Genomic DNA, 24,939 nt, shown 5'->3' with positions numbered 1-24,939 from the left:
CGTTTATTTTAATTCCTTAATTAAAGGTGACGCTTCCCCACTATGGAAAATCCATAAATCATGAAGCGATCTCGTACATCCGACATACAATAATTTCGCATCATGTTTTGTATTTTTGTAATGTTCCTCATCAACGTCGATTAGAAGTACGGCATCAAATTCTAATCCTTTCGCCAAATATACAGGTACTACCGAAATACCACCTTCATATTTGCTTTGATCTGCTTCAATGACATTAACATTCAACCCTGCATTTGTTAACTTCTCATATATATCACGGCATTCATCGTCTGTTCTTCCAATTACCGCGATTGTTTTCACATCTTCAGTTTGCAAATACTGTAATGTCTTTAAAACTTCAGTAAATTGGTCCTCTGCCCGGATTACTTTCACGTCTTCACCGCTACGGAAAACTGGTTTTGCGAGTCCTACTGGAATCTCTGCATTTTTAATTATTTCATTCGCGAATTCAATAATTTCTTTTGTAGAACGATAACTTCTCGTCAGTTCATAATAACCTGTTTCTTGGAAAACTTCCTTAAAAGCACCCCAGTCTTCAATTCCTTGATAATCATAAATCGCTTGAGATAAATCACCTAATATAGTGAAAGAATTACCAAGTGTAATTTCTTTTAATACATAAACTTGGAAAGGAGAGAAATCTTGCGCTTCATCAATAACGACGTGATGGAACTTCTGTCCGATTTCAATTCCTGTTATGCGATGATGTATGTAAATTAAAGCTGGTAAGTCTTCTACATACACTTCTTTTTTACGACTATTCTTTTCTGTTTCTTGAACAAGCTCTTCAGGTAATAATTCGAGTATTTCTTTACTCTTCAACATTGAACTATACAGTGAAAGCGGGCTCATTTTTGGCCAAAAATTCATATATGTGTTCAATCTCTTTGTCGCTTCTTTTTTTAGTAACTTTTTCTCGTTTGTTTCTCCAAACTTTTTAAGTTCAATTTCAATCCAGCGCTTCATTCGGCCAACTAAACGTTCTCTTCTTTTCTTTAATGGATAATGTTTATATTCAACTTGCATCCACTTTTTAACGTCTTCCACTGGAATAACTGCTTTATCCCATGCCTCAAAATCTTTTGTTGGCACTAACTCTTTTTCAAATTGAATCATTCTTTCTTCAATAAACGACTTAAATTCCAGCGTGCCTTTTAATTTACCGAGCATAACCTTTTTTTCGTCGCGATTAATTGAAAAAGCTTCTTTCAATTTTTCTTCTGTTTGCTTTAGTTTCACCGAACCATCTAACGTACGTAATGCCCAATCTGAAAACGTTGTTTGACTAATATTTCCTACCCCTAACTCAGGAAGTACACTCGAAATATAGTCTAAAAACAAACTATTTGGAGCGAATACGATCATTCTCTCCGCTTCAAGTTGTTCACGATACTCATAAATTAAAAAAGCAAGGCGATGTAAAGCGATCGTTGTTTTTCCACTCCCTGCAACCCCTTGAATTAATAATGGTAAGTTTCTTTCCGCACGTATAATATCATTTTGCTCCGATTGTATAGTCGAAACGATATCTTTTAATTTATTATCTTTATTCTCACCTAATCGATATAGAAGAAAATCATCAGCATGCGAGACATCTTCATTTCCTTTCACATATGTATCAACAACACGTTCTAGTTCTCTTTTTCGAATGGAAATGTTTCGCTTTAAATAAACATCGCCTTCTACTAATCCGTCTGGTGAATGATAAAATGCTAATTCTTCACCACCGGTAAATGAATAAAACATACTTGCGACAGGTGCACGCCAATCAATTACAATTGGTTTCATCGTATCTTTATCTGAAACACCTACTTTACCAATGTAAATCGGCATAACTTCTTCCTTGCCATCCTCCTGAAAGTCTAATCTTCCAAAATACGGCTCATGTACACCAATACGTAAGCTTTGTCTATTAGACTCCCTCATACTTTCAAGAATTTGCTCTTTAAAATCTTCTCCATAATAAACCGGAATTTTTTCAAGCTGTTCTAATTGATCATCCATCGTACTTAAAGTATCTTTCATTTTTTTTAACTCTTCTTCAAAAGTGTTGTTCATTTGATGATTCCCTCCTGTCCGTTCCAATTTTTTTAGTCAAGACATAATTGTATTAAAAATCCATTCATAAAGTCAATAGCTAGATTTATAATTTTCTGAAATATAGAAAAGCATGCCTCTTTATCTAAGATTTTGAAGTATCCTTAGAACAAAATTTTCTCTCTCTTTATTTTTTTCACTTCATAGGTTGCTTACAAAAAATCTAGATGGCACTGTATGTGAAAATAATCATTCTAGTTATCCGAAGCATTCCACTGACGACTTATTTCTAGGCCATAATCCATATCGTAAACTTCTTTTATAGCTTTAACTTTTTCAAGACTTGCATCGCTAAATACAGGTTTATTTTCAAAAGAATGTAGAACGATTCTTTCAAGAAGAACGCCTAGCGAAATATCATGATATTCTGCCATCGCTTTCAAAACTTTTACCATTCTTTTTTCCATCCTAATACCAGTTTGCACACGTTCAACTTTAATTTTTGTATTTTTTTCATTTATTTGTTTCATAATTTCACATCCTTAATGTAAAAAACGATATTTTGTTACCTTGATAACAATGTATCATTATAACACCGATGTATGTTTTGTCAATTGTGTCATTTTATTATTGGTTAAACATAATAGATTCTCGCCCTATTACTATTATCAAGATAATGTAAATTTGTATCCGTATAACGAAAAAAACGCTATTCTTTTTATAGAAATATACAAAAAGGATGGCGTTTTTAATATGAATTCATCGAAATAATAAGAATTTTAAAAGTATAAATTCAAAAAGCAGATAATGGATTATTCCACTATCTGCTTTCACATCATTCTATAGCTGCTTTTATTTTTCTTTTTGATACTCCACCCAATCACCAGAAATGATAACTTTCTTTAACATTTCTCTATCTTGAGCAACATACACATATGCATGTATTTCTATATCCCCAAAATAAATAGTTTGAGTAATCCGGTCATATAAATCCCTCTCTGCATTACCTGTATATTCTTCAAGTTCATCTAATTTTTGCAGAACATCACTATTTACTTCATAAACTTCCCCATATACTTTTTCCTCGATTGAACAAATCATTGCAGGATACCCTTCGTTTGTATCAAATAATTTGCCATATGTCCATGCTCCGTCTGCGATGCATGTTGCACCTTGCATATAATGAGCATTCGTTTGCTCTTTTCTTAACGTGCCATACACGAAAACATGATGCATATGTCCCTATCCCCTTTTTATTGCTCTCTACTTTCTAATTTGTAAATATGCACGAATCATAAAGTAACTCACTTCACCTGGAAGCTGTTCTTTAATAGATTTCAAACCACCTTCTGCATTTTGTACGGCAGTTTCAATAAGAGCTTCATACTCTGTTGGAACAAAGCTTTGCCACTCTACTTCCATACCATCTTCAAAAGAGCGGATTAAATGGTTTTCAATTGTTTGTCTTGATAGACCTCTATCTTTCGCAATCTCATTTAAATCAATGCCTTGTTTATACATTTCATATGTTTCTATATGAGAATTCGCTGACGCTTTTCCTGATTTTTTACTCTCTGAAACAACTTCAGTCTTAATTGATTCAGCATAGTTTGGATTATCTTCAATAAAGTGCTGAACTGCTTGTAAGAAGTGAGACCCGTACTTCACAAGTTTGTGTTCTCCGATTCCTTTTACAGTTAGGAGTTCGGAGTCACTTTGTGGCATTTTCGCACACATATCTTTTAACGTTTGGTCAGAGAAAATAACGAACGGCGGTACACCTTCTCCTTGCGCAATTTCTTTACGCACTTCACGAAGCACTTCAAATAAAGGATGGTCTTGAACAATTTGTCTCGTTTCTACTCGTTCTTTGCGTAAAACATTCTCTTTACCAAGTAATATTTCTTTTCCTTTTTCCGTTACTTTTAATGTCGGATACGTACCATGTTCAACTGCGATTAACTCTTCTGAAATTAAAAACTCAATAAACTCACTGACTTCTTTCACACTACGGTTTGATAAAAGTCCGTACGTTGGTAAAGTATGAAAATTAAATTCAATGACTTTCTTATTTTTAGATCCAGTTAATACTTGTGCAATCATTTGCTTTCCGAATCGTTGGTTCGTCCTAATCATACAAGATAGTACCATTTGTGATTCTCTCGTCACATCGATACTTTCACGGTCGTCCGTACAATTACCGCAGCGGCCACAATCTTCTTTCGGCTCTTCTCCGAAGTATTGCAAAATAAATGATTGTAAACATTGTTCTGTATGACAGTAATCGGTCATATTTTGGAGTTTTTCAAGTTCGTTTGAAAAACGTGATTCTCCAGTTGATTGATCGATTAAAAAGCGTTGTACTTGCACATCTTGAGAAGAATATAACAAAATACATTCACTATCTAATCCGTCACGACCAGCACGCCCTGCTTCTTGATAGTAACTTTCCATATTTTTTGGAAGTTGATAATGAATAACGTAACGAATATTCGATTTATCAATCCCCATTCCAAACGCTGATGTCGCTACCATAACGCTGATTTCATCTCGTAAAAAGAGTTCTTGCTGTTCATTTCGATCGTGATCACTCATACCAGCATGATATTTTGATACCGAAACTCCTGCTTTCCCTAAATCTTCATATAACTGATCGACTACTTTTCTTGTAGCTGCATAAATAATCCCAGATTCTTTCTGATTTTGACGAATATAATCTGCTAAATACGCATTACGATCCTGTCCTTTAATTACTGAAAACGATAAGTTCTCGCGCTCGAACGTTGTCATAATTGTATTTTCTTGATTAATTTCAAGCGTATTGCAAATATCATCACGTACTTGTGGTGTTGCTGTTGCTGTTAATGCTAAAACGAGCGGTTTTTCTGGAAGATAATCTAATATGCGATGTATATGTAAATAACTAGGACGAAAATCATGACCCCACTGTGAAATACAGTGTGCCTCATCAATTGCTATCATCGGGATTTTCATATCGATAAGTTGATCAACAAACTCCATAGAATCAAGACGCTCAGGCGCCACGTAAAGCAACTTGTAATGCCCTTGTTTCGCCAATTGAATTCGTTGATTCGCTTCTGTAATAGAAATAGAACTATTAATATATGTAGCGGAAATACCGTTTTGTATTAATGTATCTACTTGATCTTTCATAAGTGAAATCAAAGGTGAGATAACTAATGTCGTTCCTTCGAATACTAATGCGGGAATTTGATAACAAATTGACTTACCACCGCCCGTAGGCATAATACAAACTGTATCTTTCCCATCTAATACATTTTTAATTGTTTCATCTTGTCCTCTTCGGAATGACGAATAACCGAAATAAGACGCTAAAAGTTCTTGTGCTTTTGTAAACAAAAAAGAGTCACCTGCTTTTCTATATCTTTCATCTATTCCTATTATATCATCACTTATGCATCATGAAAGTACTGATTCACGCCATCCTTTTGCATTATTCTAAGTTTCTCTTCGTGTTGGATATTAATTAGTATCAGTGTTTTAGTTGTTTTCTACGTTTTACAACATGTAAAACACAAATCTAAGTATACAAGAAGAAAAAATTTCAACATAAATATTCATTTTATTCGCCTTCCTAGAATACTACTAATCGTATACATGTGAATTTGAGGAGGTTAAATTATGAAACGTAGTTACAATAGTTCTATCAAGCCTAAAGAGTCAAATAAACAACTCCAATTCTCTAATAATGATGCGTGGAAATATGAATCATTTTATAAGTATCAGCCCTTATTTTCTTATAGCAAGCTTATGAATTTCCTTTTTCAACTTTTTAAACGTTAATACATGTGCCAAATATATATTATTCAAACAAATTTTCTCAACATATAAGTTATAGACTTACTACAATACAGTTGTTACCATATATAATAATCTGTTAGATAAACCCCTTATGTTGACCTGCTTAAATTAGCAGGTCTTTTTTATACTTACATATTGCAATGTATCGTAGCCTGGCTGAAAAGTCTCTTCTCCATTTTAGAACCCTATTCCACTCTCCACAAATGATTATAATTCCAAAAAGCAAAATATAAATCTGCTACATTCATACAAGCAATTCATTTTTTCTCAATACACAAAGTGAATTTCATTTGTTACTATGAAGGTACTCTAGATGAGTTTTTGCTCATCAACATTATCTAGTTAAGGGGATCTGCTGCGGGAAGCAGATCCCTTTAACTTTATTAAAAATTATCCTTTTCATTTGGACGCATTTACCAGGTTATTTTTTAAAATTTTTATGCTAATATTACGTAGTCGAGTCCGACATCTCGGCAATACCCTTTTGAGGTCCTGCAATTTCCCTTGCAGGACCTCTATTATTTTAAAATTCTTTTGATTCGTATATATCATAAGTATGTTTTTATTCCCTTTCAACTTTCTCCTTTTCCAACTCTCAAAAAAACTCTTGGACACGTAACTTAAAAATAACGTTTATCATATTGTGAGATATACATGTTCAAAGGAGTGTAACTATTTATGTATACTTATTGGCAATCGTATTACTCCCCTTATCATATCACTAATGGAAACTTCGATTCATTTGTACGAAATTACCGAGTTAGTAAAAACGAAAACTTTTTAAAAGGATATATGCGTTCTTTATGGGAACAACACGTCACTTGGACGCGATTAGCCATTATAGGCATCATCTTTAACTTGCCAGACGTAAACGTTACTGTTGGACGTCTTCTACAAAATGCAACACACATGGGCCTATCACTTGAACCATTCTACGGTGAAGATGCAGTAAAAAAATATAGTGCATTAATTAAAGACCACTTAACAATCGCTGCTGATCTTGTTAAAGCCGCAAAAGCTGGTGATCAAAACGCAGCGGCCGCTATAGAAAAGAAGTGGTACGCTAATGGAGATGAAATTGTTGAGTTTCTAACCAGTATCAACCCCTATATAGAAAAAGAAGCATTTAGAAAAATGTTTTATGAGCATTTAGCGTTAACGAAAGCGGAAGCACTCGCCTTCCTAAATAAGGATTATGATGCCAGTGTAAAACTATACGATAAAATTGAAAAAGAAGCATTAGAAATGGCCGACATGATAACAGATGCAATCGTAAAACAATTTCCGCAAGTATTTCAATAAAAATAAGCCGATTTGAAAAAACAAATCGGCTTATTTAGTTTTCTATCAATGATATTTCCCCACTCCTCTTTACATTTAACGTATATCGATATATTTTATTAATATCCGTTTTTTATAGGAGGACATAGTTTGATTAACGCAATTGGTCTCGTATTTATCCTTACAAATAAGCACGAGAAAAAGAAGAAAGTTTATCTGAATGAAAAATTCGCATTAATAGACATTATTGATTCTAAAGAAGTATTTGATGATGAAGGTAACTCATTAGTAGAACTAACATGTAAATACAGCATATACTTAGATGAAAAGTACTACTGTAAATCTCTCGATGATTACACTGGACAAGTATTCCCCTTCTTAAGCGCTAAAATAGGAAAAGGACTTCTTAGAAACTTGAATTATTTCTTTTCTTACGTTGATGCCTATGATAAAAAACCACCTGTTAAGGAAATAAGACCTCTTATGAAACAAGTAACTAACAGATAGCGCTAATTGCCAAAAAGAAAGTATCTAACTTCGGATGCTTTCTTTTTTGAATCACTTGATCGCTAACTTTCATCCTCTTCTAAATATATGTATCCAAGCATACTTTAAAATAAAAACATTGGAGGATTAAGCTGAATGAAATATTCAGAAACAATCGTAAGTAAACGGCTTCGAAAACTTAAAACAGCTGGTATGTTTTTTATACTATTTTTAATCGCATGGCTTGGATATACAAAATTCCTTTATGGAAATGGTTTTCTTTTAGAAAAGAAAAATTCAGTTGAAGTAATGAATATTAACGTTACTGGAGAAATAGAAAAGAATTTCGATGTAAACTTACAAGGTTTTCGTAAAACGAACCTTGATACTCTAATAAATGCTAGTAAAACTGATCCGAGTGAATTATCATTAATTGAAATTATTAACACATCTTGTTCTAAAGATTGCATTGGCGAACCTTTAACTTACGTTAAATCAAACCACGGATATATCTTTTATAAGGAATCTAATGGTACTAATGTAGCTTTAAAGATTATAAAACAAGATTCATGGGAAATTGAAAAAAAATCTGTTCAAGATGGAATTTAAAAGGTTTATACACAAAAAGAGTACTTACTTCAAAGTACTCTTTTTAAAATATTACCACTTACGACATTTATCATCATCGTCGTCACGTTTACGATTGCGACGGCAATCATCACAATCACAGTCACGTTTACGTCTACAACCACAATCATCACAATCTCTGCGTCTACATCTTCCAAACATTAAATCATCCCAAAATCTATTACAATCTCTGCGTCTACAACCACAATTATTACACATGAATATGACTCTCCCCTCAATAGCGTTCATCATATTCTATGTTTAAAAACGAAAAAGGCTTGTTTACTAGTCTATTTTAAATGTATTAATTTGGTATAATTTGAATCTATATTACTAATTTATTTCTATACTTCCTTTTGCGCCTCCACTGCCCCTTTCAACCTCTGCAACATATACCCAATCCCTTTACACCCTTCTAACGGATATGTAATGATTTCTTCTGGATATAATTTTGTCACTACTTTCTTATGCTTCTTCCCTGCAAGTAAGACTATTTCATCAAACTGAAGTAAGCCTTTATCAATCATCTGTTGTTTTAATTGTTCAATGCTGATAATCTCATCACTCTTTGAATCAAATGCAAGATCATAGTTTTCTTTTACAATATCATTTGGTCTTAAAAATCCATGCTTCGCTGATAATATAACCCAGTTCTCGAAAAACTCAGTTGCATATGCCTGACATGCTTTTCCGAATGGACTAATATATACATCTTTTGCCTCTGCCTCTCCGTAATCTGGGTACTTATCCCAAATTTTCTTTTTTCCGCATGGAATTATACATAACCTTTTCATCGTTATTTCTTACCTCACTTCTAACTTTCTTATAAAATATAAATTTTTCAGTACATTTTTTTACAGAATACTATATAATAATCTCGAAAGATAAAATTACATTATTTTCTATAAATGGTTTGATTTATTTTAGAACATTCAATTAAACCATTTATATTATTACATAAACACACCGTACTAAAGTCACTTTCATACAGCATGCATACCCCTCACTCTTTAGTGGATTTGTGAAGATTTCGTAAAATCAAGTATACTTAATCGCCTAATCACTATTCAATAATATAATATGTAAATATAGTATGAAAAGGAGGTGAACAACTATGAAAAATATACTCCCAGCATTATTAGCTTATATTATTGTTTGTATCATCGCGATTATCATTCCAGCATCTGAGGGTTATAATACTGTAGGTTGGAAATTCTTTGTTGGGCAAGCGTACGCAATACCTATTTTCATTATTACTGCTATTATTACATTTTATATAAATAAGAAACGATCTTATGAATGAACGATAAGAAGGATAGCAACTGCTATCCTTTTTTATTTCCCATCTGTAATTTTATAATAAAAAAAGACAAGCAGCCAATCCGACTACTTGTCCTTTCTGTTTATCCATACTCAATAATATTAAGCTTGGAATGTTTCTGTTAATACAGGAACGATTTGTTTTTTACGAGATACAACACCTTTTAAAGTAGCTGTGTTGTTTTGTAATGTTACGTTGTATGCTTTCTCAACAACGTCTGTTGCTTTACCGATCGCAAGACCAACAGAATCGTTAGTTAAGATGTCAGTTACAACGAATAAGAATAGGTCTAAACCTTTTTCTTCCACTACTGCAGAGATAACTTTTTCAAGTTCCGCTTGGTGTACAAGAACGTCGTTTGTATCAACAGCGTTTACTTGTGCAATTTCAACTTTCGCGTTACCCATTTGGAATTCTTTAGCGTCAAGGGAGATTAATTGCTCCATTGTTTTTCCGCTTAAGTCAGCACCAGCTTTTAACATTTCTAAGCCGTAGCTATCTGCATCTACACCAGCGATTTCCGCTAATTCACGAGCTGCTGCTACGTCTTGTTCTGTGCAAGTTGGAGATTTGAACAGTAAAGAATCTGAAATAATTGCAGATAACATTAAACCTGCAACTTCTTTACGAATTGCAACACCATTTTCTTTGTACATTTTGTTTAAGATTGTAGCTGTACAACCAACTGGCTCACAACGGTAGTATATAGGATCGCTTGTCTCAAAGTTAGCAATACGGTGATGGTCAATAACTTCTAACACACGAACAGATTCGATATCGTTAGCACTTTGTTGGCGTTCGTTATGGTCAACTAAAATAACATTGTCCACTTCGTTTGCTACTGTCTCAACAAAACGCGGTCCTTCTACTTTAAAAGAGTCTAACGCAAATTGAGTTTCACCACTGATTTCACCTAAACGTACAGGCTCAGCATTCATTCCTAATTCTTTTTTCAATTCTGCATAAGCAATCGCAGAACAAATTGCATCTGTATCTGGGTTTTTATGCCCGAAAACTAGTACTTTTTCCATGTTTTCCACCTCTTCATGAAAAGGATATCTTAAAGAAGCAAATATGACAATATTTAAAGCGTATTTTTTTATAAATTATTGCAGTTTCTTCTATATTTTTCATCGTTTTCACAAAAAAAGACCATCTAAAATATTTTAGGTGGTCAAAGGTTATCTTTTCGTTAAAATAAAGATGGAACTTGCACTACGTTATTAACTGCGAAATTGGCAAAGGCAGTCTAATTATCGAATAGCCCTCTTCCTCTCAGATTTGCGGAAACAGGCTCCTTTCCTATTTCACGTGCCCATATAGATAACTGGCCGATATGGTGGATTTCGTGGACAATGACATGACGTATTATCTCTCCGTGTGTACATTCAATGACTCGGCGCCTAATTGGTGCGTCTCTAGAGCTAATCGGTTCTTCATTGAAATCAGTTTCTGAAAGTTTTCGAGAATTCATTTCATTTGTCCAAGATGTCACAAATTGCTTCACTTTCTCATGGTATTGAGCTGAAAGATTTTTCACTTTTTGCAAGCTGGCATACTCTTCAAACAACGGCTCCTCAAGCACTGGTTCACCTCGCAAACCTAAGATCCACATATATTCCACATCTACAATGTGAAATAAGGTATATAGGATACTGTCGAACCCACCGACCCGTTTCTTTAATAGTTCTTCATCCGGCATGTCTTCGCACAATGTAAACCAATCATCACGAACTTGCCAATTATATTGAAACAGTTTCAACATCACAGCAACCTCCATCTTTTAGATTAACATTTAATATTCACCAAAAGACTTCAAAATCCCTATTTAAATAATAACTCTAAAAAACCTATTAAAACCCTCTGCAAACTGGCTCTTTAATTGAACATTCCAGATGAAGTTACAGGGGTTTATCAAACATTGTTTTAAATTATCAATCTTTTTTATAAATCCACACACAGACATAATAACAAATATGTCGTTTGAAATTATCTCCCTTTCAAATAAAAAACTAAATCACTTTATAATAAATTACCGTTGCATCTAACTCACCATTCGGAGAAATTGCATATTCCGGTATTTTTCCAACTTCTTGATAGTCTAATGATTTGTACAATCTATTCGAAGGATCTCCTTCTCTAGTATCTAACACTAAAAGAGACCTGTTTTCTTGCTTTGCTCGTTCCTCTGCTTTTTGCATAAGTGAACGTCCAATACCGTTACGTCTAAAGTTTGGATGAGTCATTAACTTGCAAATTTCTACTCTATGTATCCCGTTAGGCTTTGTAACTAGATGTAATTGAACACTGCCTGCCACTTCATTGTTTATTTTGGCAACATATAATATCACTTCTGGTGCTAATACCGTTTGCCAATACTTCGCTGCTTCTTTTCCTTCTAGTGGAGGTAAAAAACCTATTGACGCTCCATCATCTACTACAGTTTTCAACAGTTCAGAAAGCACTTCAATATCTTCATCAAGTCGGTTAATTTCTTCTATTACTATACTTTGCATTCCTTTTCCCCCTTTTGTTTCATTGTAACAACTTTTAAAGAAGGAATAATGAAATTCTAAGATGAAATTATTTAAAATACGATTTTTTAGAGAAAGGATAACTATATGAAATATATTTTAGACAGGACATACGCAAAAGAATTACTCGAGTGGGCATATGAACAAAACCCAGGTCCGTGGTTCGAACATTCACGTAATGTTGCCCTTGCAACTGAAAAGATAGTTGTAGAACTTATTAATAATGGGTACGACCTAGATGCTGACATAGCATACAATGCTGCCCTCCTGCATGATATAGGAAGATACAAAGGTTTTACTAAATCTGTTATTCATTCCTATGATGGTTATATGTATATGAATGATTTAGGGTATACAGGGAACGCCATTATTTGTGTGACGCATTCATTTCCTTGCAAAAATGAGCATATAGATATCGCAGCGGAGTGGAGCCTTGTTCCCGATTATATGGAAAGCCGGTTAATTGAAATATTGAATAGAAATAGTGACTACGACTTATACAATAAGGTCATTACCCTCTGTGACGCACTTGCTGATGCGGAAGGCTTTACTACTCTTGAAAAAAGATTGATTTCAGTTGGTTTACGACACGGAACAACCTCTCATACCGCTTTACATTGGAAGGGATTCTACACAATTAAGAATGAATTAGAATCTTTAATCGGTAAGAGTATATACACACTTCTCCCTGATGTAGAGAAATCGATTTACGGAAATATAGAATATTAAAATAGGTACATATTAAAAACAATATAATTTGACTGTATGATTCTACAAAACTTTTTCAAAAGTGGAGGGATAAATTATTAGTAAAATGGAATTTGACTTGATAGAACATAAAGATAACTTTGATTTTGGATATGAAGATATTGTAGGTATATCTCGGAGATGTAAATTTTCTAACTGTTCGCATACAAATGAACCACACTGTGCAGTTAAAAAGGCTGTCTCTGACGGAATTCTTTCTGAAGAAATATTTAATAATTATTATAGAGATATAAACGAGGCACAATATGTTTCTACACAAAGGAATAAAACAAAAGCTATCGATTATATGAAACAATTGAAACTCTTTCAAAAAAATTAGGCTAAACTAGAAAGTCCCCCTTAAAAGAATATTTTAAGGAGGGCTTTTTCTTGTTTAATGACTTTGATGTTTCAATTCCACCAGACACTCTTGTACTAAGGTTACTGCCTGACTCATTGCAGCTCCCCCAGCAAATGCTGCTGAAACACCACACGCTTCTAAAATTTCTTTATCAGAACATCCTTGGTCAATACAGCCCTTCGTATGATAAATCGTACAATATTCGTCTTGTGTTGCTAAACTAATCCCTAATGCAATGAGCTGCTTTTCTCTTTTAGTTAATGTACCCTCCTGAAAACATGCTTGTGTAAAAGCGTTATATGTTTCTGCAATTTCAGGGATTTGTTGCGTAAAATTCCCTATACCTTCTTTGTAATCAAGTAATACATCATTTATAGAGCCATATTGTTGATTTTCCATCGTATATCCTCCATTCATTTTATTCACACTTACTTTAGTATGAGATAAAATGAAGGACATATACAAATATTTACTTTAAAAATATAATGAATTTTCAGTTTATTTTACTTTTAAATTTGCACGTCTACAGTTTCAGCCCATTATCTACTGACACTTTTTCTTTTGAACTTTTCCTTTCAACCTCTTTACTCCGCTCTTCCCAAATCGTTAAACCTTCAATTCCTACTTTTTTAGGATCGAAAACCGGATCTTTCCCTTCTTTTTTCTGCGTTTCATAGTCTTTTAACACTTTTAATGCAGTTTTGCTTAACAATAGGATTGCTATAAGGTTTAACCATGCCATACTACCAATTCCTAAATCTCCAAGGTTCCATAAGAACGAAGCTGATTCTACACTACCGATGTATACCATAATTAAAAATCCAATTTTTAATACTGGTTTTAACCAACTATATTTGAGCCCACCATCTAAATAAGTAAGCGTCGTTTCAGCGATATAGTAGTAAGCGAGTAAAGTTGTAAATGCGAAGAAGAAGATTGCGATTGAAATAAATATCGGACCAAATCCAGTCATAACAGTTTCAACTGCTTGTTGTGTATAAATTGGACCTGCTTCCACATTTCCTATATTCTGTACAATAGCGCTTTTCCCTTCAGGTATAACATTATACATACCTGTTATTAAAATCATGAGAGCTGTCGCTGTACATACTACAATTGTATCGATATATACAGAAAACGCTTGAACTAACCCTTGTTTTGCAGGATGCGATACTTCAGCAGCTGCAGAACTATATGTTGCTTCTCCTACACCCGCAACGTTTGAAAATACTGCACGCTTTACTCCCCATGCAATAGCTGCCCCAACGATTCCTCCAAACATTTCATTTACACCAAATGCACTTGAGAAAATTAAAGCAAACATACTTGGAATTTCCGTTACATTCGCAATTAATACGATACATGTAACAATTACATACCCAATTGCCATAAATGGAACTAACATTTGTGAAACGCCTGCAATTCTCTTTACTCCACCAAAAATAATCGCTGCCAATAATACAACTAAAAATATACCAGTTATATATTTACTAATGCCAGAAGAGTTTTCAAATCCAACCGCGATACTACTTGATTGAATCCCTGGTAATAAAACGCCATATGAAAGTGTTACAACCACTGCTACAACGACCGCAAACCATTTCATTTTCAAACCTTTTTCAATGAAATATGGTGTACCACCGCGGTATTCATTTCCTACTTTACTTTTATATACTTGTGCTAATGTTGATTCAACAAATGCACTAGCCGCTCCTAATAGAGCCATCATCCACATCCAAAATACAGCTCCAGGTCCGCCAAAAGCGATAGCTGTCGCGACCCCTGCGATATTCCCTATTCCAACCCTACCTGATAACGCCAAACAAAATGCTTGAAAGGATGATATCCCAGTCTCTGAGCTCTTTCCTTCAAATAATAGTTTAATCATCTCTTTAAAATAACGAATTTGTAAAAAACGAGTTGCAATTGTAAAATACACTCCTGCTCCTAATGCAAAAACAACTAAACCAATACTCCATACTTGCCCTACTAACCATTCTACTAATTTCTCCATCCAAATCCCCCTTATAATTCTTTTGAAAAAGCAATTTTATATATAAGAAAAAGGACAACCTTTATCCTACCTACCAGTTGTCCGCATCTCTTACTATATTTCATCATTCTTTTATCCCGCTATTTGTGGGTAGTATGATTCCCACCTCATGCGTTGAACACAAAGGAAGTAAGGTGGAAAATCACCTACCCGTAAATGCCTGATTGGTTCAACTACTATTCAGCAGGGATGAAAAGACTCCCGACTGAATAGAGTATCACTTAATATTTACCCAAACACTTTTCACTTCTGTATAGTTATCAAGGGCGTATGAACCTAATTCCCGTCCAACACCAGATTGCTTATATCCACCAAATGGTGCAGCAGCATTTTCTAAGTTATAATCATTAATCCACACTGTTCCTGCCTTTAATTTATTGGCAACTTGATGTCCTGTTTTAATATTTTGTGTCCATACACCCGCAGCAAGCCCATATGAAGAGCGATTCGCTCTTTCAATTACTTCTTCTGTCGAGTCAAATGGAAGTACAACGACAACTGGTCCAAAGATTTCTTCCTTAACAATTGTCATATCATCAGTAACATTTGTGAATACGGTTGGCTGTACAAAATAACCTTTTTCAAATGCACGTTCACCGCCAGCTGCAACAGTAGCACCTTCAGCTTTTCCTTGTTCAATGTAATTTAGCACACGCTCTTGTTGTTTTTTAGATACGAGCGGTCCCATTTCAGTTTCCGCCTCCATACCTGCCCCAAGCTTCACTTCATTTGCCATTTTTACAAGTTCATTTACGACTGTTTCATAGTGCTTTCGATGAACGAAAACTCGAGATCCTGCGCTACAATTTTGACCATGATTATACATAATTCCTTGGAACGCACCGTTAATCGCTTCTTCTAAGTCAGCATCTTCTAAAATGATGTTTGGTGACTTACCACCAAGTTCTAGTGTTACATGTTTAATTGTTTCTGCAGATTGAAGCATAATATATTTCCCTGTAACTGTTGAACCTGTGAAAGCTACTTTATCAATATCATGATGGTTTACAATTGCAGCTCCTGCTTCTTGGCCGAAACCTGGTACAAAGTTTACAACACCGTTTGGAAAACCAGCTTCTTTAAAAAGCTTCGCTGTATATAGTAAAGATAAAGGTGTTTGCTCTGCTGGTTTTAATACAATCGTACAACCTGTCGCAAGAGCGGCTCCCATTTTCCAAGAAGACATAACGAGCGGAAAATTCCATGGAATAATTTGACCTACAACACCAACCGGTTCATGGCGTGTGTAATTTAAATAATCTTTTGAAATCGGAATTGTTTGCCCGATAATTTTTGTAGCCCATCCGGCGTAATAACGATAATTTTCTACAGTTGCTGAAATATCATCATCCAGTGCTACTTGATATGGTTTTCCATTGTCTAAAGCTTCTAGCTGTGCTAATTCTTCTCTATGCTCTTCAATTAAATCTGCTAATTTATAAATAAGATGTGCTCTTTCAGCAGTAGTCATCTCTGCCCACGGGCCTGATTCAAAAGCAAATCTCGCCGCTTTTACTGCGATATCAATATCTTCTTCTTGTGCTTCACATACGACGGCTAGCACATCTTCTGTCGCTGGATTGTATGTTTCAAATGTCTTTCCACTAATAGAAGGAACAAATTCGCCATTAATAAACATTTTAATTTCTTCATTTAAAAACGCTTTCACTTTTGGTTTCAACTCAATGTTTGTCGTTAACATATATGCTCTCCTCCTTGTTTAAACAGCTGCATGAGCTGCAATTTTTGATAAAATCGTTTGAAGCTTTTGATCTTCCTCTTCAGTTAATCCGAGTCTCGGATAACGAGAAGGTCCGCCAACTTGCCCGTGTAGTTCCATTGAACGTTTAACGATTTGTACATATTTCCCTGATCCTTCAAGAAACTCGCAAAGTGGTAAAATAGCATCGTTCATTTCCCACGCTTTTTCTAATTCACCATTTTGAAAATGCTCATACATTTTCGTAACGAGACCTGGAACGATATTTCCTGCTACCGAAACCCATCCCGAGGCACCAACTAAATAAGATTCCATAACTAAATCTTCAGACCCACAGAAGACTTGAAAAGCACCTTCGCCTTGTCTTACTAAATCTCTCGCTTTTCGAATATCTCCGCTAGATTCTTTAATATGTGTAACATTTTCACATTCTTTTCCAATACGGAGCATTAGCTCTGTACTCATATCAACACCAGAAGTAAATGGGTTATTATATAGCATAATTGGTATATTTACAGCGTTTGAGATTTCTTTAAAATGAAAATAGATTTCCTCTTCTTTCGGTTTACAATAATACGAGTTTATAATTAATGCACAATCTGCTCCGTGCGCTTCTGCATGTTTCGTATATTCAATCGTTTCTTTCGTCGTCTCCGCAGCAGTTCCAACAATAACTGGAATACGGCCATCAACTTCTTTTAATACTGTTTCTACCATGTTAAATCGTTCTTCTTTTGATAAACTAACAAATTCCCCCGTACTTCCATTAATAATAATTCCAGCTACCTTTTGCTCAATAAAGTAGTTTACGTTTTGTTTTACGCCTTTCCAATCAATCTCTTGAAATTCATCCATCGGTGTTATTAATACTGGAAATGCCCCTTTAATTTTTTGCATCTTTATCTCTCCCTTTAACATATTATTTTAATAAGAAACCTGTTGGAAACGGATCAGTAGGATCTAATATAAATATTTGCATACCTGTAATAAACCCTCTACTTTCAAATCGAAAAATGTATCCGAGTTCTTCTTTCTTCACTTTTTCTACTGTTATAAAGCTATTAAAAATACTTTCATTTCTAAAAGGTTTATCCGCTATATAATCATTTTTAAATAATGTATGAACATAAGACACAATAGTAGAAACAAAACCCGGCGAACGTACTATAAAGTTATCTTCATGAAATGTAATCGACTTTATATGGTTCTTTTCTTTTTGCATAGAATCTACTAAAATAAGTCTTTTTATTAATGACTGTTTTTGTATAGATTGAAGTGTAGCTTCACCCCATTTTTTTAATTTAGAGATGTTTTCAATACTGATTTCTGGCGAATACGTATCCTTTTCTACAACTGCATATACTTTATCTGCCTGTATGAGAGAGTAACTTATATTACCAACCTTTAAATTTTTCTCAATCATATAACATAGTTTGCTTTCAAACGAAACAGATACAACTTCATCATTCTCTACATATGCATCCACTGAAAATATTCCAGATAGCGTTTCGATTTTGTATTGATTAGACTCTCTCTTTTTTAAATACCCGCTTTCTAGTAACATCGTTATTACTGCGACAATACCTCCGTAATGAAGAGGAATAGATCCTTCATGATTAAAAAACAATACAGCTGCATCCACTTCATTATGAATAGAAGGAACGACAATACATCCATTTAAACCGATAAAACCACGTGGTTCATTTAATAAAAGTTTCATTTCTTCTGCTAATTCACCTGAAAATTGTTCGTTTAATTGCTCCAAACTGTAGTAGTATTTGCATGGTACGTCTTTCATTACACGAAATGCCTCGCCATTTACGTGTACGTCTACTGCTGTATACATTTTTTGAATGTTCATTTTACATCCTCCGTTTCATGTTCCATCGGCGGAATTAGCAAAAATCCTTCTTTAAGTGGATCCTTTTCATTGTAAAAAAATCTATGCATACCCATAAGCCAAGCGGATCCCGTAATTTTCGTTACTACAGCTTCAATATTTTCGACATATGTTGTATTCATGACACACCCTTTAAATAGAGAACCTACAATACTCTCATGAACGAATTCTTCATCAATGTCGATTTTTTTATGAGCGTATAATACAGCTAACTTCGCTGATGTTCCTGTACCACATGGAGATCGATCAATTCCCCCTGGTGGAACAACAACTGTATTTTTCACATGCGCACTTTCATGAGTAGGATCTGTGTAAAATTCAATATGTGTTAATCCTCTTATAAACGAATACTCTGGATGAATGATTTCAAACTTCTCATTAATTGTATTTCTAATATGAATCGCCTTATCAATGATTGTAGATGCGTTTTCTGGTACTAACTCTAGACCTACTGACTTCGCATCGATAATGGCATAAAAATTCCCTCCATACGCAATATCAGCCTCTACAGTTCCAACTTCTTCGACGTGTACAGAAATATTTTTCAGTAAAAAAGCTGGTATGTTACAGAAGGAGACTTCTTTCGCTTTCCCATCTTGAACAGAAATATCTACTTCAACTAAGCCAGCTGGCGTGTCTAACTTTAAAGAAGTGACCGGTTCAACTACCGGAATTAAACCTGATTCAACTAAAGCTGTACATACACCAATTGTATCGTGGCCACACATCGGCAAGTATCCACCTGTCTCTATGTATATAACACCTATATCAGCTTCAGGATGACACGGATCTGTTAATAGCGCTCCTGACATTACATCATGACCACGTGGCTCATTCATTAACAATTTCCGAATCCAGTCATACTCCTTTTTCATATGTAACATCTTCTCTGCCATCGTCTCTCCAATTAACTTAGGAAGTCCGCTAATTAATGTCCTCGTTGGATTCCCGCCCGTATGTGTATCAATCGTCGTAAAGACTCTTTGTGACCTCATCCGTTTAACACCCTTTCTGTAAAACGACTCAAACGAAGTTGTTCAATAGGAATGATTGTTTCTTTGTCATTTAATAACTCTTCAATTACTTTCCCGGTTACTGCTGCAAGACTAATCCCATCACCTTCATGTCCTGCTGCAATAAAATAATTCGGAATATGTTCCACTCGTGAAATGATTGGCAAATGATCTTCTGTCCACGGGCGTAATCCAGCATATGAGCGAATCACCATCATATCTGCCATTTTCGGATAAAAACGAATCGCTCTGTTCGCAATACATTTAATAACCTCGTTATTTATCCTCGTATGAAAGCCTACAAACTCTCTACTACTACCAATTAAAAAATTTTGGCTTTCTGTCGGTTCAAATACAAGTGCCACCCCGTACTTTTCAGTTAAAGCATCCACTTTTCGTTTTCCACCAAATTTAGAAATCAAATAACCAAATTCCATTACTTTACGGTAACCTACGTGTTGTTGCCTTGAAGCTACAATAATATGCCCTTTTCTCGGTTCGATTGGTATATTCACATCTAACATCTGTCCGATTTTAGGAGCCCACACACCGGCTGCGTTCACAACTTGTTTCGCAGTAAACGTTCCATTTGTCGTTTCTACAATAAAGGAACCGTCTATATCTCTTTTTATTTCTTTCACTTCTGTATGATTAAAAGCTTTTGTACCAAATTTCTTCGATTCTGCAAGAAGTGAAAAAGCAAGAAGATATGGATTTACAGTCGAATCAGTTGCGCATTCTAAACCACCCAATAAATCATCTGCAAAAAATGGTGATTCTTCTTTTATATCTTGCCTATCAAGCATTCGAAACGGTAATCCAGCTTCTTTTTGACGATTTACCCATTGCTGTGCTGCCTCCATTTCTTCGTCTGATTCACAAACGAGAATGCTTCCTGGCGCCCTATATTCAAATGAGTGCTCCAACTCTTCACTTAGTTCTGTTACTAATTTTTGACTTACTAACGACATTTGGCTATCAAACCCTGGGTCTTTATCAATCGCTAAAATATTCCCGTCACACCGTGAAGACGTTCCACTGACAAATTCTCCTTTTTCAATGATCGTTACGTCTCTTCCGTATTTTGAAGTGTAATAAGCGATAGAACATCCTATAATTCCACCGCCTATTATTAAAACGTCACAGTGCCTCATATATAGCACTCCTCCTTTCTCCTAAATCTCTCACTTTTTATTTATGCAATTGGTGTGCCAACTCTACATACAGAACTATTTATATGAAATAATTTTTATTTGTAAAAATATTTTAAATTTATCGTAAATAGGTGTATTATTTCTTTATCACTGTCTAAATTTTTATACATACCAGGAGGACGCTATGACATTTTCATTTCCAACAATAAAAGAGTTTATAAAAATTTTATCAATTGATCGTACAAGCACCATTCAGCACATGAAACAGGAAGGTAAAAATTTTTATTACCTTCCTTCATCTACTGAAGAATGTAGTTGCGCAGTTATTTATGAAGAGGACTCTTTCACTACGTTAATCGAAGCTTTTTCTAACAATTCGGCAGTTGTAATTGTGAACGAAAATCTAGATCCTATATGCTGTGTAACTGCTCAACAAATGATTCCATTTCTTTATAAGTCTTACAATGATCTGCTAGCTTTTTATAACACTGTCATTCAAACGACTGATTCTTCTGTTACCGTCATTGATGAGAAAGAATGCGTTCGTACGTGGACAGATGGCGCTGAAAAAATCTTTTCAGTCAAACATAACGAAATTATCGGACAACCGATTACACATTTTTTTGATTATAAAGATTTGGAAATTTTACAATCATTACATGACGGAAAAAGCATAATCGCCCAGTTCCATCAGCCTCGTCCGGATTTGTTCGTATTAATTAATTCAAATCCAGTTTATTGTAACAATGAAATTATAGGAGCAGTCGTTTCTGAAACTGATGTTACAAATCAAGTCGCTTTGAATGAAAAACTATTTAATATGTCGCATGAAATGCACCGATTAGAACAAGAAGTAGCAAAATATAAAGATACATCCGATCCTTTCCTTGCGATGAATGGAAAAAGCCCTGTTATACAACGAACGATTCAATTAGCTAGAAAGGTTTGTTCAGTGAAATCCACGGTTTTAATACTCGGCGAAAGCGGAGTTGGAAAAGAAGTGTTTGCGAAAGCAATTCATGAAGCAAGTGAGACAGCGAATGCCCCGTTTATTTCAATTAACTGCGGTGCAATTCCTGAAGCGTTATTTGAAAGTGAATTATTTGGTTACGAACGTGGAGCCTTTTCTGGTGCAAATAGTAAAGGGAAGAAAGGGAAAATAGAGCTCGCGCAAGGCGGTACTTTATTCCTTGATGAGATTGGAGAAATGCCTCTCGATATGCAAGTGAAACTTTTGCGTGTACTGCAAGAACGAAAGTATTACCGAGTTGGTGGAGAAAAAGAAATTAATATCGATTTCCGCATTATCGCTGCTACAAATCGTGATTTACAAGAAGAAATGAGAAAAGGAACTTTCCGGGAAGATTTATACTATCGCTTAAATGTAGTTAGCTTGCACATTCCGCCACTGCGCGAAAGACGAGAGGATATTATCGAATTAACCTACTCCTTCTTAAACGATTTTTCAATAAACTATAACAGGCCTATTCGTGACTTACCTTCAAGCATTATGCATGAACTGCTTCATTACAATTGGCCCGGTAATATTCGCGAGCTCCGCAACGTAGTTGAAAGACTCGTCGTATTTGCGACAGACGGCATTATAAAACAAGAATATTTACCGTTTCATACAAATGATACTTTAGAGAACAAAACATCTCATTCCCTATTACTCAGCAATAATAATATGATTCTTTCTTTACAAGAAGAAATGGATGAGCACGAGAAAAAGGTAATTGAAAGAGCTTTACGCATTTTAGATGGTAATAAATTAGAATGTGCGAAACAACTCGGGGTAACGAGGGCCACTTTATATAACCGCTTAAAAAGACTGGGGTTACAATAAAGTGAAACTTTAATCAGTGGGGGTTTTGTTCATCCCCACTTGATTATCAGCCCTCACCAATCGGGCTTTTACGGGCAGCCCCTTCTCCTCCTCTATGTTGGCATAGTTATTGCATAATAATTTGTGTAAACCGAACTAGAGGAGGAATACATATGACGAATAAAGAGAATTTAATTGTTTGTCGTTGTGAAGAAGTTACATATGGACAACTTCAATCGACAATTGCTGAATATAATTGCTCAGCTCGTGAGTTAAAACTAAGAACACGTGCTGGTATGGGTTTTTGCGGCGGCAGAACATGTAGAATGACGATAGAACGAATGGTAGAAAATGCGAATCCTAACATATCCCAAAATGAAATTCCATTAAAATATCAACCACCAGTGCGTGCAGTTACTTTTGGGGCGGTAGGTGAAAATAAATGAATAGAATTATAAATCACCCTATTTTAGGTAGTTTAAATAGTAGTCAGCGTATCAATTTTCAATTTAATGGTCAACAATATGAAGCCTATGAACATGAAACGATAGCGGCCGCTCTACTTGCAAACAGAATAAGAACGTTAAGAGTGCATGAAGATAGCGGGACGCCGCGAGGTATTTATTGTAATATCGGGCATTGTTCTGAATGCCGCGTGACTGTAAACAATCAAACGAACGTACGAGCTTGCTTAACTGTAGTGGAAAACAATATGGTTGTTGAAAGCGGCAAACAGCATCCAAATATCGTGAGAGAGATGGTGAAAAAGCGATGATCGATGTAATTATTATTGGTGCAGGACCAGCAGGATTATCAGCTTCCATCTCTTGTGCACGTTTTGGACTTAACGTACTTGTTATTGATGAATTTATGAAGCCCGGCGGGAGATTGTTAGGACAGTTGCATCAAGAGCCTACTGGGGAATGGTGGAACGGAATAGAAGAATCCAAACGCCTTCACGAAGAAGCAAAATCCCTTTCAGTCGATATTCGGTGCGGTGTTTCCGTCTATAATTTAGATAAAGATGAAAGTTCTTGGTTCGTGCATACAAATATCGGTACGTTAGAAGCACCGTTCGTACTAATTGCTACTGGGGCTGCTGAGTATTCTATTCCCCTTCCTGGCTGGACACTTCCAGGAGTTATGTCAATTGGAGCAGCTCAAGTTATGACAAATGTTCACCGGGTTCAAGTTGGGAAAAAAGGAATCATTATTGGCGCTAATATTTTGTCTTTCGCCATTTTAAATGAACTGCAATTAGCTGGAATTACAGTGGATCATATTGTACTCCCTGAAAAAAGTGAGTTAAGCCAAAGAGCTGGTGAACCAGAAGAAGTTTTGAACTCACTATTAAATGCGGCTCACCTCGCTCCTTCTGCTTTTTTGCGTATAGGTAGCCGTTTTATGAAATATGATTGGATTCGAAAAGCTGGATTAACCTTCTATCCAAATAGCGGAATGAAAATAAACGGGACGCCGCTTCATCTTCGTAAAGCTGCGCTTGAAATTATCGGAACGGATCAAGTTGAAGGTGTCCGTGTGGCTAATATTGATTCTAAAGGAAATATTATTAATGGATCAGAAAAGATATATGAGGCTGACTTCGTTTGTATTGCCGGAGGTTTATACCCTCTTGCTGAGCTTGCCGCTGTAGCTGGTTGTCCGTTCCATTACATTCCTGAACTTGGCGGGCATGTCCCGCTTCATTCAGAAGAAATGGAAACCCCTCTTCCAGGTTTATTTGTAGCTGGAAATATTACTGGAATTGAAAGCGGAAAAATCGCAATGGCGCAAGGAGCTGTCGCGGGTCTATCTATTGCTAAACATGCAAGTGAGAAACGTGACGTAGTCGACCAACAATTACAACAAGCAATGCAAAACGTTCACTCTGTTCGTCAAAAAGCAGCGATTCAATTTAATCCAATGATTGATGTTGGTAGACGGAAGATGAATGAACTTTGGTATGATTATTCTTCTACATATGCACATACTAAAAAGAGCTGCTGAGATTACTCT

The 24,939-nt window shown here is 35.3% G+C and carries 26 protein-coding genes; 10 read left to right on the top strand and 16 right to left on the bottom strand.

All coding sequences use genetic code 11. The features are described 5' to 3' along the window. Positions 1-3: 3 nt before the first annotated feature. From ACE38F_RS14620 to recQ, 4 genes are all read right to left on the bottom strand, one after another. On the bottom strand, positions 4-2,079 hold the full coding sequence (locus ACE38F_RS14620; protein WP_375368944.1) for a HelD family protein: 2,076 nt from the start codon (positions 2,077-2,079) through the stop codon (positions 4-6). 233 nt (positions 2,080-2,312) lie between these two features. Beyond that, complete coding sequence (locus ACE38F_RS14615) at positions 2,313-2,588, bottom strand: hypothetical protein (protein WP_375368942.1); 276 nt, start codon at positions 2,586-2,588, stop codon at positions 2,313-2,315. Between the two features lie 322 nt (positions 2,589-2,910). Then, positions 2,911-3,294, bottom strand: a complete 384-nt coding sequence (locus tag ACE38F_RS14610) for a gamma-glutamylcyclotransferase family protein (protein WP_375368941.1) — start codon at positions 3,292-3,294, stop codon at positions 2,911-2,913. A gap of 27 nt (positions 3,295-3,321) precedes the next feature. After that, entirely contained in the window at positions 3,322-5,439 is a 2,118-nt protein-coding gene (recQ, locus tag ACE38F_RS14605) for a DNA helicase RecQ (protein WP_375368940.1), read from the bottom strand. 1,140 nt (positions 5,440-6,579) lie between these two features. Here recQ and ACE38F_RS14600 point away from each other — a divergent pair. From ACE38F_RS14600 to ACE38F_RS14590, 3 genes are all read left to right on the top strand, one after another. Further along, the gene (locus ACE38F_RS14600) at positions 6,580-7,203 is read left to right on the top strand and encodes an acetylglutamate kinase (RefSeq protein WP_375368939.1); all 624 of its coding nucleotides are present in this window, start codon (positions 6,580-6,582) and stop codon (positions 7,201-7,203) included. A gap of 129 nt (positions 7,204-7,332) precedes the next feature. Then, entirely contained in the window at positions 7,333-7,689 is a 357-nt protein-coding gene (locus tag ACE38F_RS14595) for a cytoplasmic protein (protein WP_375368938.1), read from the top strand. 135 nt (positions 7,690-7,824) lie between these two features. Next, positions 7,825-8,277: a hypothetical protein gene (locus ACE38F_RS14590; RefSeq protein WP_375368937.1), complete on the top strand. Its 453-nt coding sequence runs from the start codon at positions 7,825-7,827 to the stop codon at positions 8,275-8,277. A gap of 51 nt (positions 8,278-8,328) precedes the next feature. Here ACE38F_RS14590 and ACE38F_RS14585 read toward each other — a convergent pair whose 3' ends face one another. Further along, the gene (locus ACE38F_RS14585; RefSeq protein ID WP_002085081.1) at positions 8,329-8,514 is read right to left on the bottom strand and encodes a hypothetical protein; all 186 of its coding nucleotides are present in this window, start codon (positions 8,512-8,514) and stop codon (positions 8,329-8,331) included. 125 nt (positions 8,515-8,639) lie between these two features. Continuing rightward, positions 8,640-9,089: a DUF6884 domain-containing protein gene (locus tag ACE38F_RS14580; protein WP_375368936.1), complete on the bottom strand. Its 450-nt coding sequence runs from the start codon at positions 9,087-9,089 to the stop codon at positions 8,640-8,642. A gap of 320 nt (positions 9,090-9,409) precedes the next feature. Between ACE38F_RS14580 and ACE38F_RS14575 the strand changes: the two genes are divergently transcribed. Continuing rightward, positions 9,410-9,598, top strand: coding sequence for a DUF4017 family protein (locus tag ACE38F_RS14575; RefSeq protein ID WP_016127117.1), 189 nt, complete (start codon positions 9,410-9,412; stop codon positions 9,596-9,598). A gap of 119 nt (positions 9,599-9,717) precedes the next feature. Here the strand turns inward: ACE38F_RS14575 and ppaC are convergent, their stop codons facing one another. The 3 genes from ppaC to ACE38F_RS14560 all read right to left on the bottom strand — a co-directional run bounded on the left by ppaC (position 9,718) and on the right by ACE38F_RS14560 (position 12,132). Next, the gene (gene ppaC / locus ACE38F_RS14570) at positions 9,718-10,647 is read right to left on the bottom strand and encodes a manganese-dependent inorganic pyrophosphatase (protein ID WP_002110312.1); all 930 of its coding nucleotides are present in this window, start codon (positions 10,645-10,647) and stop codon (positions 9,718-9,720) included. A 218-nt stretch (positions 10,648-10,865) separates the two neighbouring features. Continuing rightward, the gene (locus tag ACE38F_RS14565) at positions 10,866-11,381 is read right to left on the bottom strand and encodes a DinB family protein (RefSeq protein ID WP_375368935.1); all 516 of its coding nucleotides are present in this window, start codon (positions 11,379-11,381) and stop codon (positions 10,866-10,868) included. A 247-nt stretch (positions 11,382-11,628) separates the two neighbouring features. Then, positions 11,629-12,132: a GNAT family N-acetyltransferase gene (locus tag ACE38F_RS14560; protein WP_375368934.1), complete on the bottom strand. Its 504-nt coding sequence runs from the start codon at positions 12,130-12,132 to the stop codon at positions 11,629-11,631. 105 nt (positions 12,133-12,237) lie between these two features. Here ACE38F_RS14560 and ACE38F_RS14555 point away from each other — a divergent pair, with 105 nt between their 5' ends. Both ACE38F_RS14555 and ACE38F_RS14550 read left to right on the top strand, forming a co-directional pair. Further along, complete coding sequence (locus tag ACE38F_RS14555) at positions 12,238-12,879, top strand: HD domain-containing protein (RefSeq protein ID WP_375368933.1); 642 nt, start codon at positions 12,238-12,240, stop codon at positions 12,877-12,879. Between the two features lie 85 nt (positions 12,880-12,964). Beyond that, the gene (locus tag ACE38F_RS14550; protein WP_375368932.1) at positions 12,965-13,237 is read left to right on the top strand and encodes a hypothetical protein; all 273 of its coding nucleotides are present in this window, start codon (positions 12,965-12,967) and stop codon (positions 13,235-13,237) included. A gap of 54 nt (positions 13,238-13,291) precedes the next feature. On the opposite strand, the gene ACE38F_RS14545 is transcribed toward ACE38F_RS14550, so the two are convergent. The 7 genes from ACE38F_RS14545 to ACE38F_RS14515 form a co-directional block, all read right to left on the bottom strand. Continuing rightward, on the bottom strand, positions 13,292-13,657 hold the full coding sequence (locus ACE38F_RS14545) for a carboxymuconolactone decarboxylase family protein (protein ID WP_002085063.1): 366 nt from the start codon (positions 13,655-13,657) through the stop codon (positions 13,292-13,294). A gap of 124 nt (positions 13,658-13,781) precedes the next feature. Then, the gene (locus tag ACE38F_RS14540) at positions 13,782-15,272 is read right to left on the bottom strand and encodes an alanine/glycine:cation symporter family protein (RefSeq protein ID WP_375368931.1); all 1,491 of its coding nucleotides are present in this window, start codon (positions 15,270-15,272) and stop codon (positions 13,782-13,784) included. Positions 15,273-15,528: 256 nt separating this feature from the next. Continuing rightward, entirely contained in the window at positions 15,529-17,013 is a 1,485-nt protein-coding gene (locus ACE38F_RS14535) for an aldehyde dehydrogenase family protein (protein ID WP_375368930.1), read from the bottom strand. Positions 17,014-17,031: 18 nt separating this feature from the next. Continuing rightward, complete coding sequence (gene dapA, locus ACE38F_RS14530; RefSeq protein WP_098498402.1) at positions 17,032-17,928, bottom strand: 4-hydroxy-tetrahydrodipicolinate synthase; 897 nt, start codon at positions 17,926-17,928, stop codon at positions 17,032-17,034. A gap of 22 nt (positions 17,929-17,950) precedes the next feature. Beyond that, entirely contained in the window at positions 17,951-18,892 is a 942-nt protein-coding gene (locus tag ACE38F_RS14525; RefSeq protein ID WP_375368929.1) for a proline racemase family protein, read from the bottom strand. Next, entirely contained in the window at positions 18,889-19,926 is a 1,038-nt protein-coding gene (locus ACE38F_RS14520) for a proline racemase family protein (RefSeq protein WP_078182060.1), read from the bottom strand. The genes ACE38F_RS14525 and ACE38F_RS14520 overlap by 4 nt, the downstream gene beginning before the upstream one ends. Beyond that, a complete protein-coding gene (locus tag ACE38F_RS14515) occupies positions 19,923-21,098 on the bottom strand; it encodes an NAD(P)/FAD-dependent oxidoreductase (protein ID WP_375368928.1) in 1,176 nt (391 codons plus the stop codon). Before ACE38F_RS14515 ends, ACE38F_RS14520 begins: the two co-directional genes overlap by 4 nt. 184 nt (positions 21,099-21,282) lie before the next feature. Here ACE38F_RS14515 and ACE38F_RS14510 point away from each other — a divergent pair, with 184 nt between their 5' ends. From ACE38F_RS14510 to ACE38F_RS14495, 4 genes are all read left to right on the top strand, one after another. Then, positions 21,283-22,944: a sigma-54 interaction domain-containing protein gene (locus ACE38F_RS14510; RefSeq protein ID WP_375368927.1), complete on the top strand. Its 1,662-nt coding sequence runs from the start codon at positions 21,283-21,285 to the stop codon at positions 22,942-22,944. Between the two features lie 152 nt (positions 22,945-23,096). Then, positions 23,097-23,369, top strand: coding sequence for a (2Fe-2S)-binding protein (locus ACE38F_RS14505; RefSeq protein WP_375368926.1), 273 nt, complete (start codon positions 23,097-23,099; stop codon positions 23,367-23,369). Further along, complete coding sequence (locus tag ACE38F_RS14500; RefSeq protein WP_375368925.1) at positions 23,366-23,698, top strand: (2Fe-2S)-binding protein; 333 nt, start codon at positions 23,366-23,368, stop codon at positions 23,696-23,698. The genes ACE38F_RS14505 and ACE38F_RS14500 overlap by 4 nt, the downstream gene beginning before the upstream one ends. Next, entirely contained in the window at positions 23,695-24,930 is a 1,236-nt protein-coding gene (locus ACE38F_RS14495) for an NAD(P)/FAD-dependent oxidoreductase (RefSeq protein WP_375368924.1), read from the top strand. The genes ACE38F_RS14500 and ACE38F_RS14495 overlap by 4 nt, the downstream gene beginning before the upstream one ends. Positions 24,931-24,939: the final 9 nt, after the last annotated feature.

This window comes from Bacillus altaicus, from assembly GCF_042136375.2.
In the GTDB taxonomy this organism is placed as follows: domain Bacteria; phylum Bacillota; class Bacilli; order Bacillales; family Bacillaceae_G; genus Bacillus_A; species Bacillus_A cereus_U.
This window is presented reverse-complemented; position numbering and strand designations above follow the sequence as displayed.

What these genes read in the sequence shown, in the direction of transcription:
- ACE38F_RS14620 (WP_375368944.1), bottom strand. Translation starts at nt 2,079, where the DNA reads ATGAACAACACTTTTGAAGAAGAGTTAAAAAAAATGAAAGATACTTTA.
- ACE38F_RS14615 (WP_375368942.1), bottom strand. Translation starts at nt 2,588, where the DNA reads ATGAAACAAATAAATGAAAAAAATACAAAAATTAAAGTTGAACGTGTG.
- ACE38F_RS14610 (WP_375368941.1), bottom strand. Translation starts at nt 3,294, where the DNA reads ATGCATCATGTTTTCGTGTATGGCACGTTAAGAAAAGAGCAAACGAAT.
- ACE38F_RS14600 (WP_375368939.1), top strand. Translation starts at nt 6,580, where the DNA reads ATGTATACTTATTGGCAATCGTATTACTCCCCTTATCATATCACTAAT.
- ACE38F_RS14590 (WP_375368937.1), top strand. Translation starts at nt 7,825, where the DNA reads ATGAAATATTCAGAAACAATCGTAAGTAAACGGCTTCGAAAACTTAAA.
- ACE38F_RS14585 (WP_002085081.1), bottom strand. Translation starts at nt 8,514, where the DNA reads ATGTGTAATAATTGTGGTTGTAGACGCAGAGATTGTAATAGATTTTGG.
- ACE38F_RS14580 (WP_375368936.1), bottom strand. Translation starts at nt 9,089, where the DNA reads ATGAAAAGGTTATGTATAATTCCATGCGGAAAAAAGAAAATTTGGGAT.
- ACE38F_RS14575 (WP_016127117.1), top strand. Translation starts at nt 9,410, where the DNA reads ATGAAAAATATACTCCCAGCATTATTAGCTTATATTATTGTTTGTATC.
- ppaC (WP_002110312.1), bottom strand. Translation starts at nt 10,647, where the DNA reads ATGGAAAAAGTACTAGTTTTCGGGCATAAAAACCCAGATACAGATGCA.
- ACE38F_RS14565 (WP_375368935.1), bottom strand. Translation starts at nt 11,381, where the DNA reads ATGTTGAAACTGTTTCAATATAATTGGCAAGTTCGTGATGATTGGTTT.
- ACE38F_RS14560 (WP_375368934.1), bottom strand. Translation starts at nt 12,132, where the DNA reads ATGCAAAGTATAGTAATAGAAGAAATTAACCGACTTGATGAAGATATT.
- ACE38F_RS14555 (WP_375368933.1), top strand. Translation starts at nt 12,238, where the DNA reads ATGAAATATATTTTAGACAGGACATACGCAAAAGAATTACTCGAGTGG.
- ACE38F_RS14550 (WP_375368932.1), top strand. Translation starts at nt 12,965, where the DNA reads ATGGAATTTGACTTGATAGAACATAAAGATAACTTTGATTTTGGATAT.
- ACE38F_RS14545 (WP_002085063.1), bottom strand. Translation starts at nt 13,657, where the DNA reads ATGGAAAATCAACAATATGGCTCTATAAATGATGTATTACTTGATTAC.
- ACE38F_RS14540 (WP_375368931.1), bottom strand. Translation starts at nt 15,272, where the DNA reads ATGGAGAAATTAGTAGAATGGTTAGTAGGGCAAGTATGGAGTATTGGT.
- ACE38F_RS14535 (WP_375368930.1), bottom strand. Translation starts at nt 17,013, where the DNA reads ATGTTAACGACAAACATTGAGTTGAAACCAAAAGTGAAAGCGTTTTTA.
- dapA (WP_098498402.1), bottom strand. Translation starts at nt 17,928, where the DNA reads ATGCAAAAAATTAAAGGGGCATTTCCAGTATTAATAACACCGATGGAT.
- ACE38F_RS14525 (WP_375368929.1), bottom strand. Translation starts at nt 18,892, where the DNA reads ATGAACATTCAAAAAATGTATACAGCAGTAGACGTACACGTAAATGGC.
- ACE38F_RS14520 (WP_078182060.1), bottom strand. Translation starts at nt 19,926, where the DNA reads ATGAGGTCACAAAGAGTCTTTACGACGATTGATACACATACGGGCGGG.
- ACE38F_RS14515 (WP_375368928.1), bottom strand. Translation starts at nt 21,098, where the DNA reads ATGAGGCACTGTGACGTTTTAATAATAGGCGGTGGAATTATAGGATGT.
- ACE38F_RS14510 (WP_375368927.1), top strand. Translation starts at nt 21,283, where the DNA reads ATGACATTTTCATTTCCAACAATAAAAGAGTTTATAAAAATTTTATCA.
- ACE38F_RS14505 (WP_375368926.1), top strand. Translation starts at nt 23,097, where the DNA reads ATGACGAATAAAGAGAATTTAATTGTTTGTCGTTGTGAAGAAGTTACA.
- ACE38F_RS14500 (WP_375368925.1), top strand. Translation starts at nt 23,366, where the DNA reads ATGAATAGAATTATAAATCACCCTATTTTAGGTAGTTTAAATAGTAGT.
- ACE38F_RS14495 (WP_375368924.1), top strand. Translation starts at nt 23,695, where the DNA reads ATGATCGATGTAATTATTATTGGTGCAGGACCAGCAGGATTATCAGCT.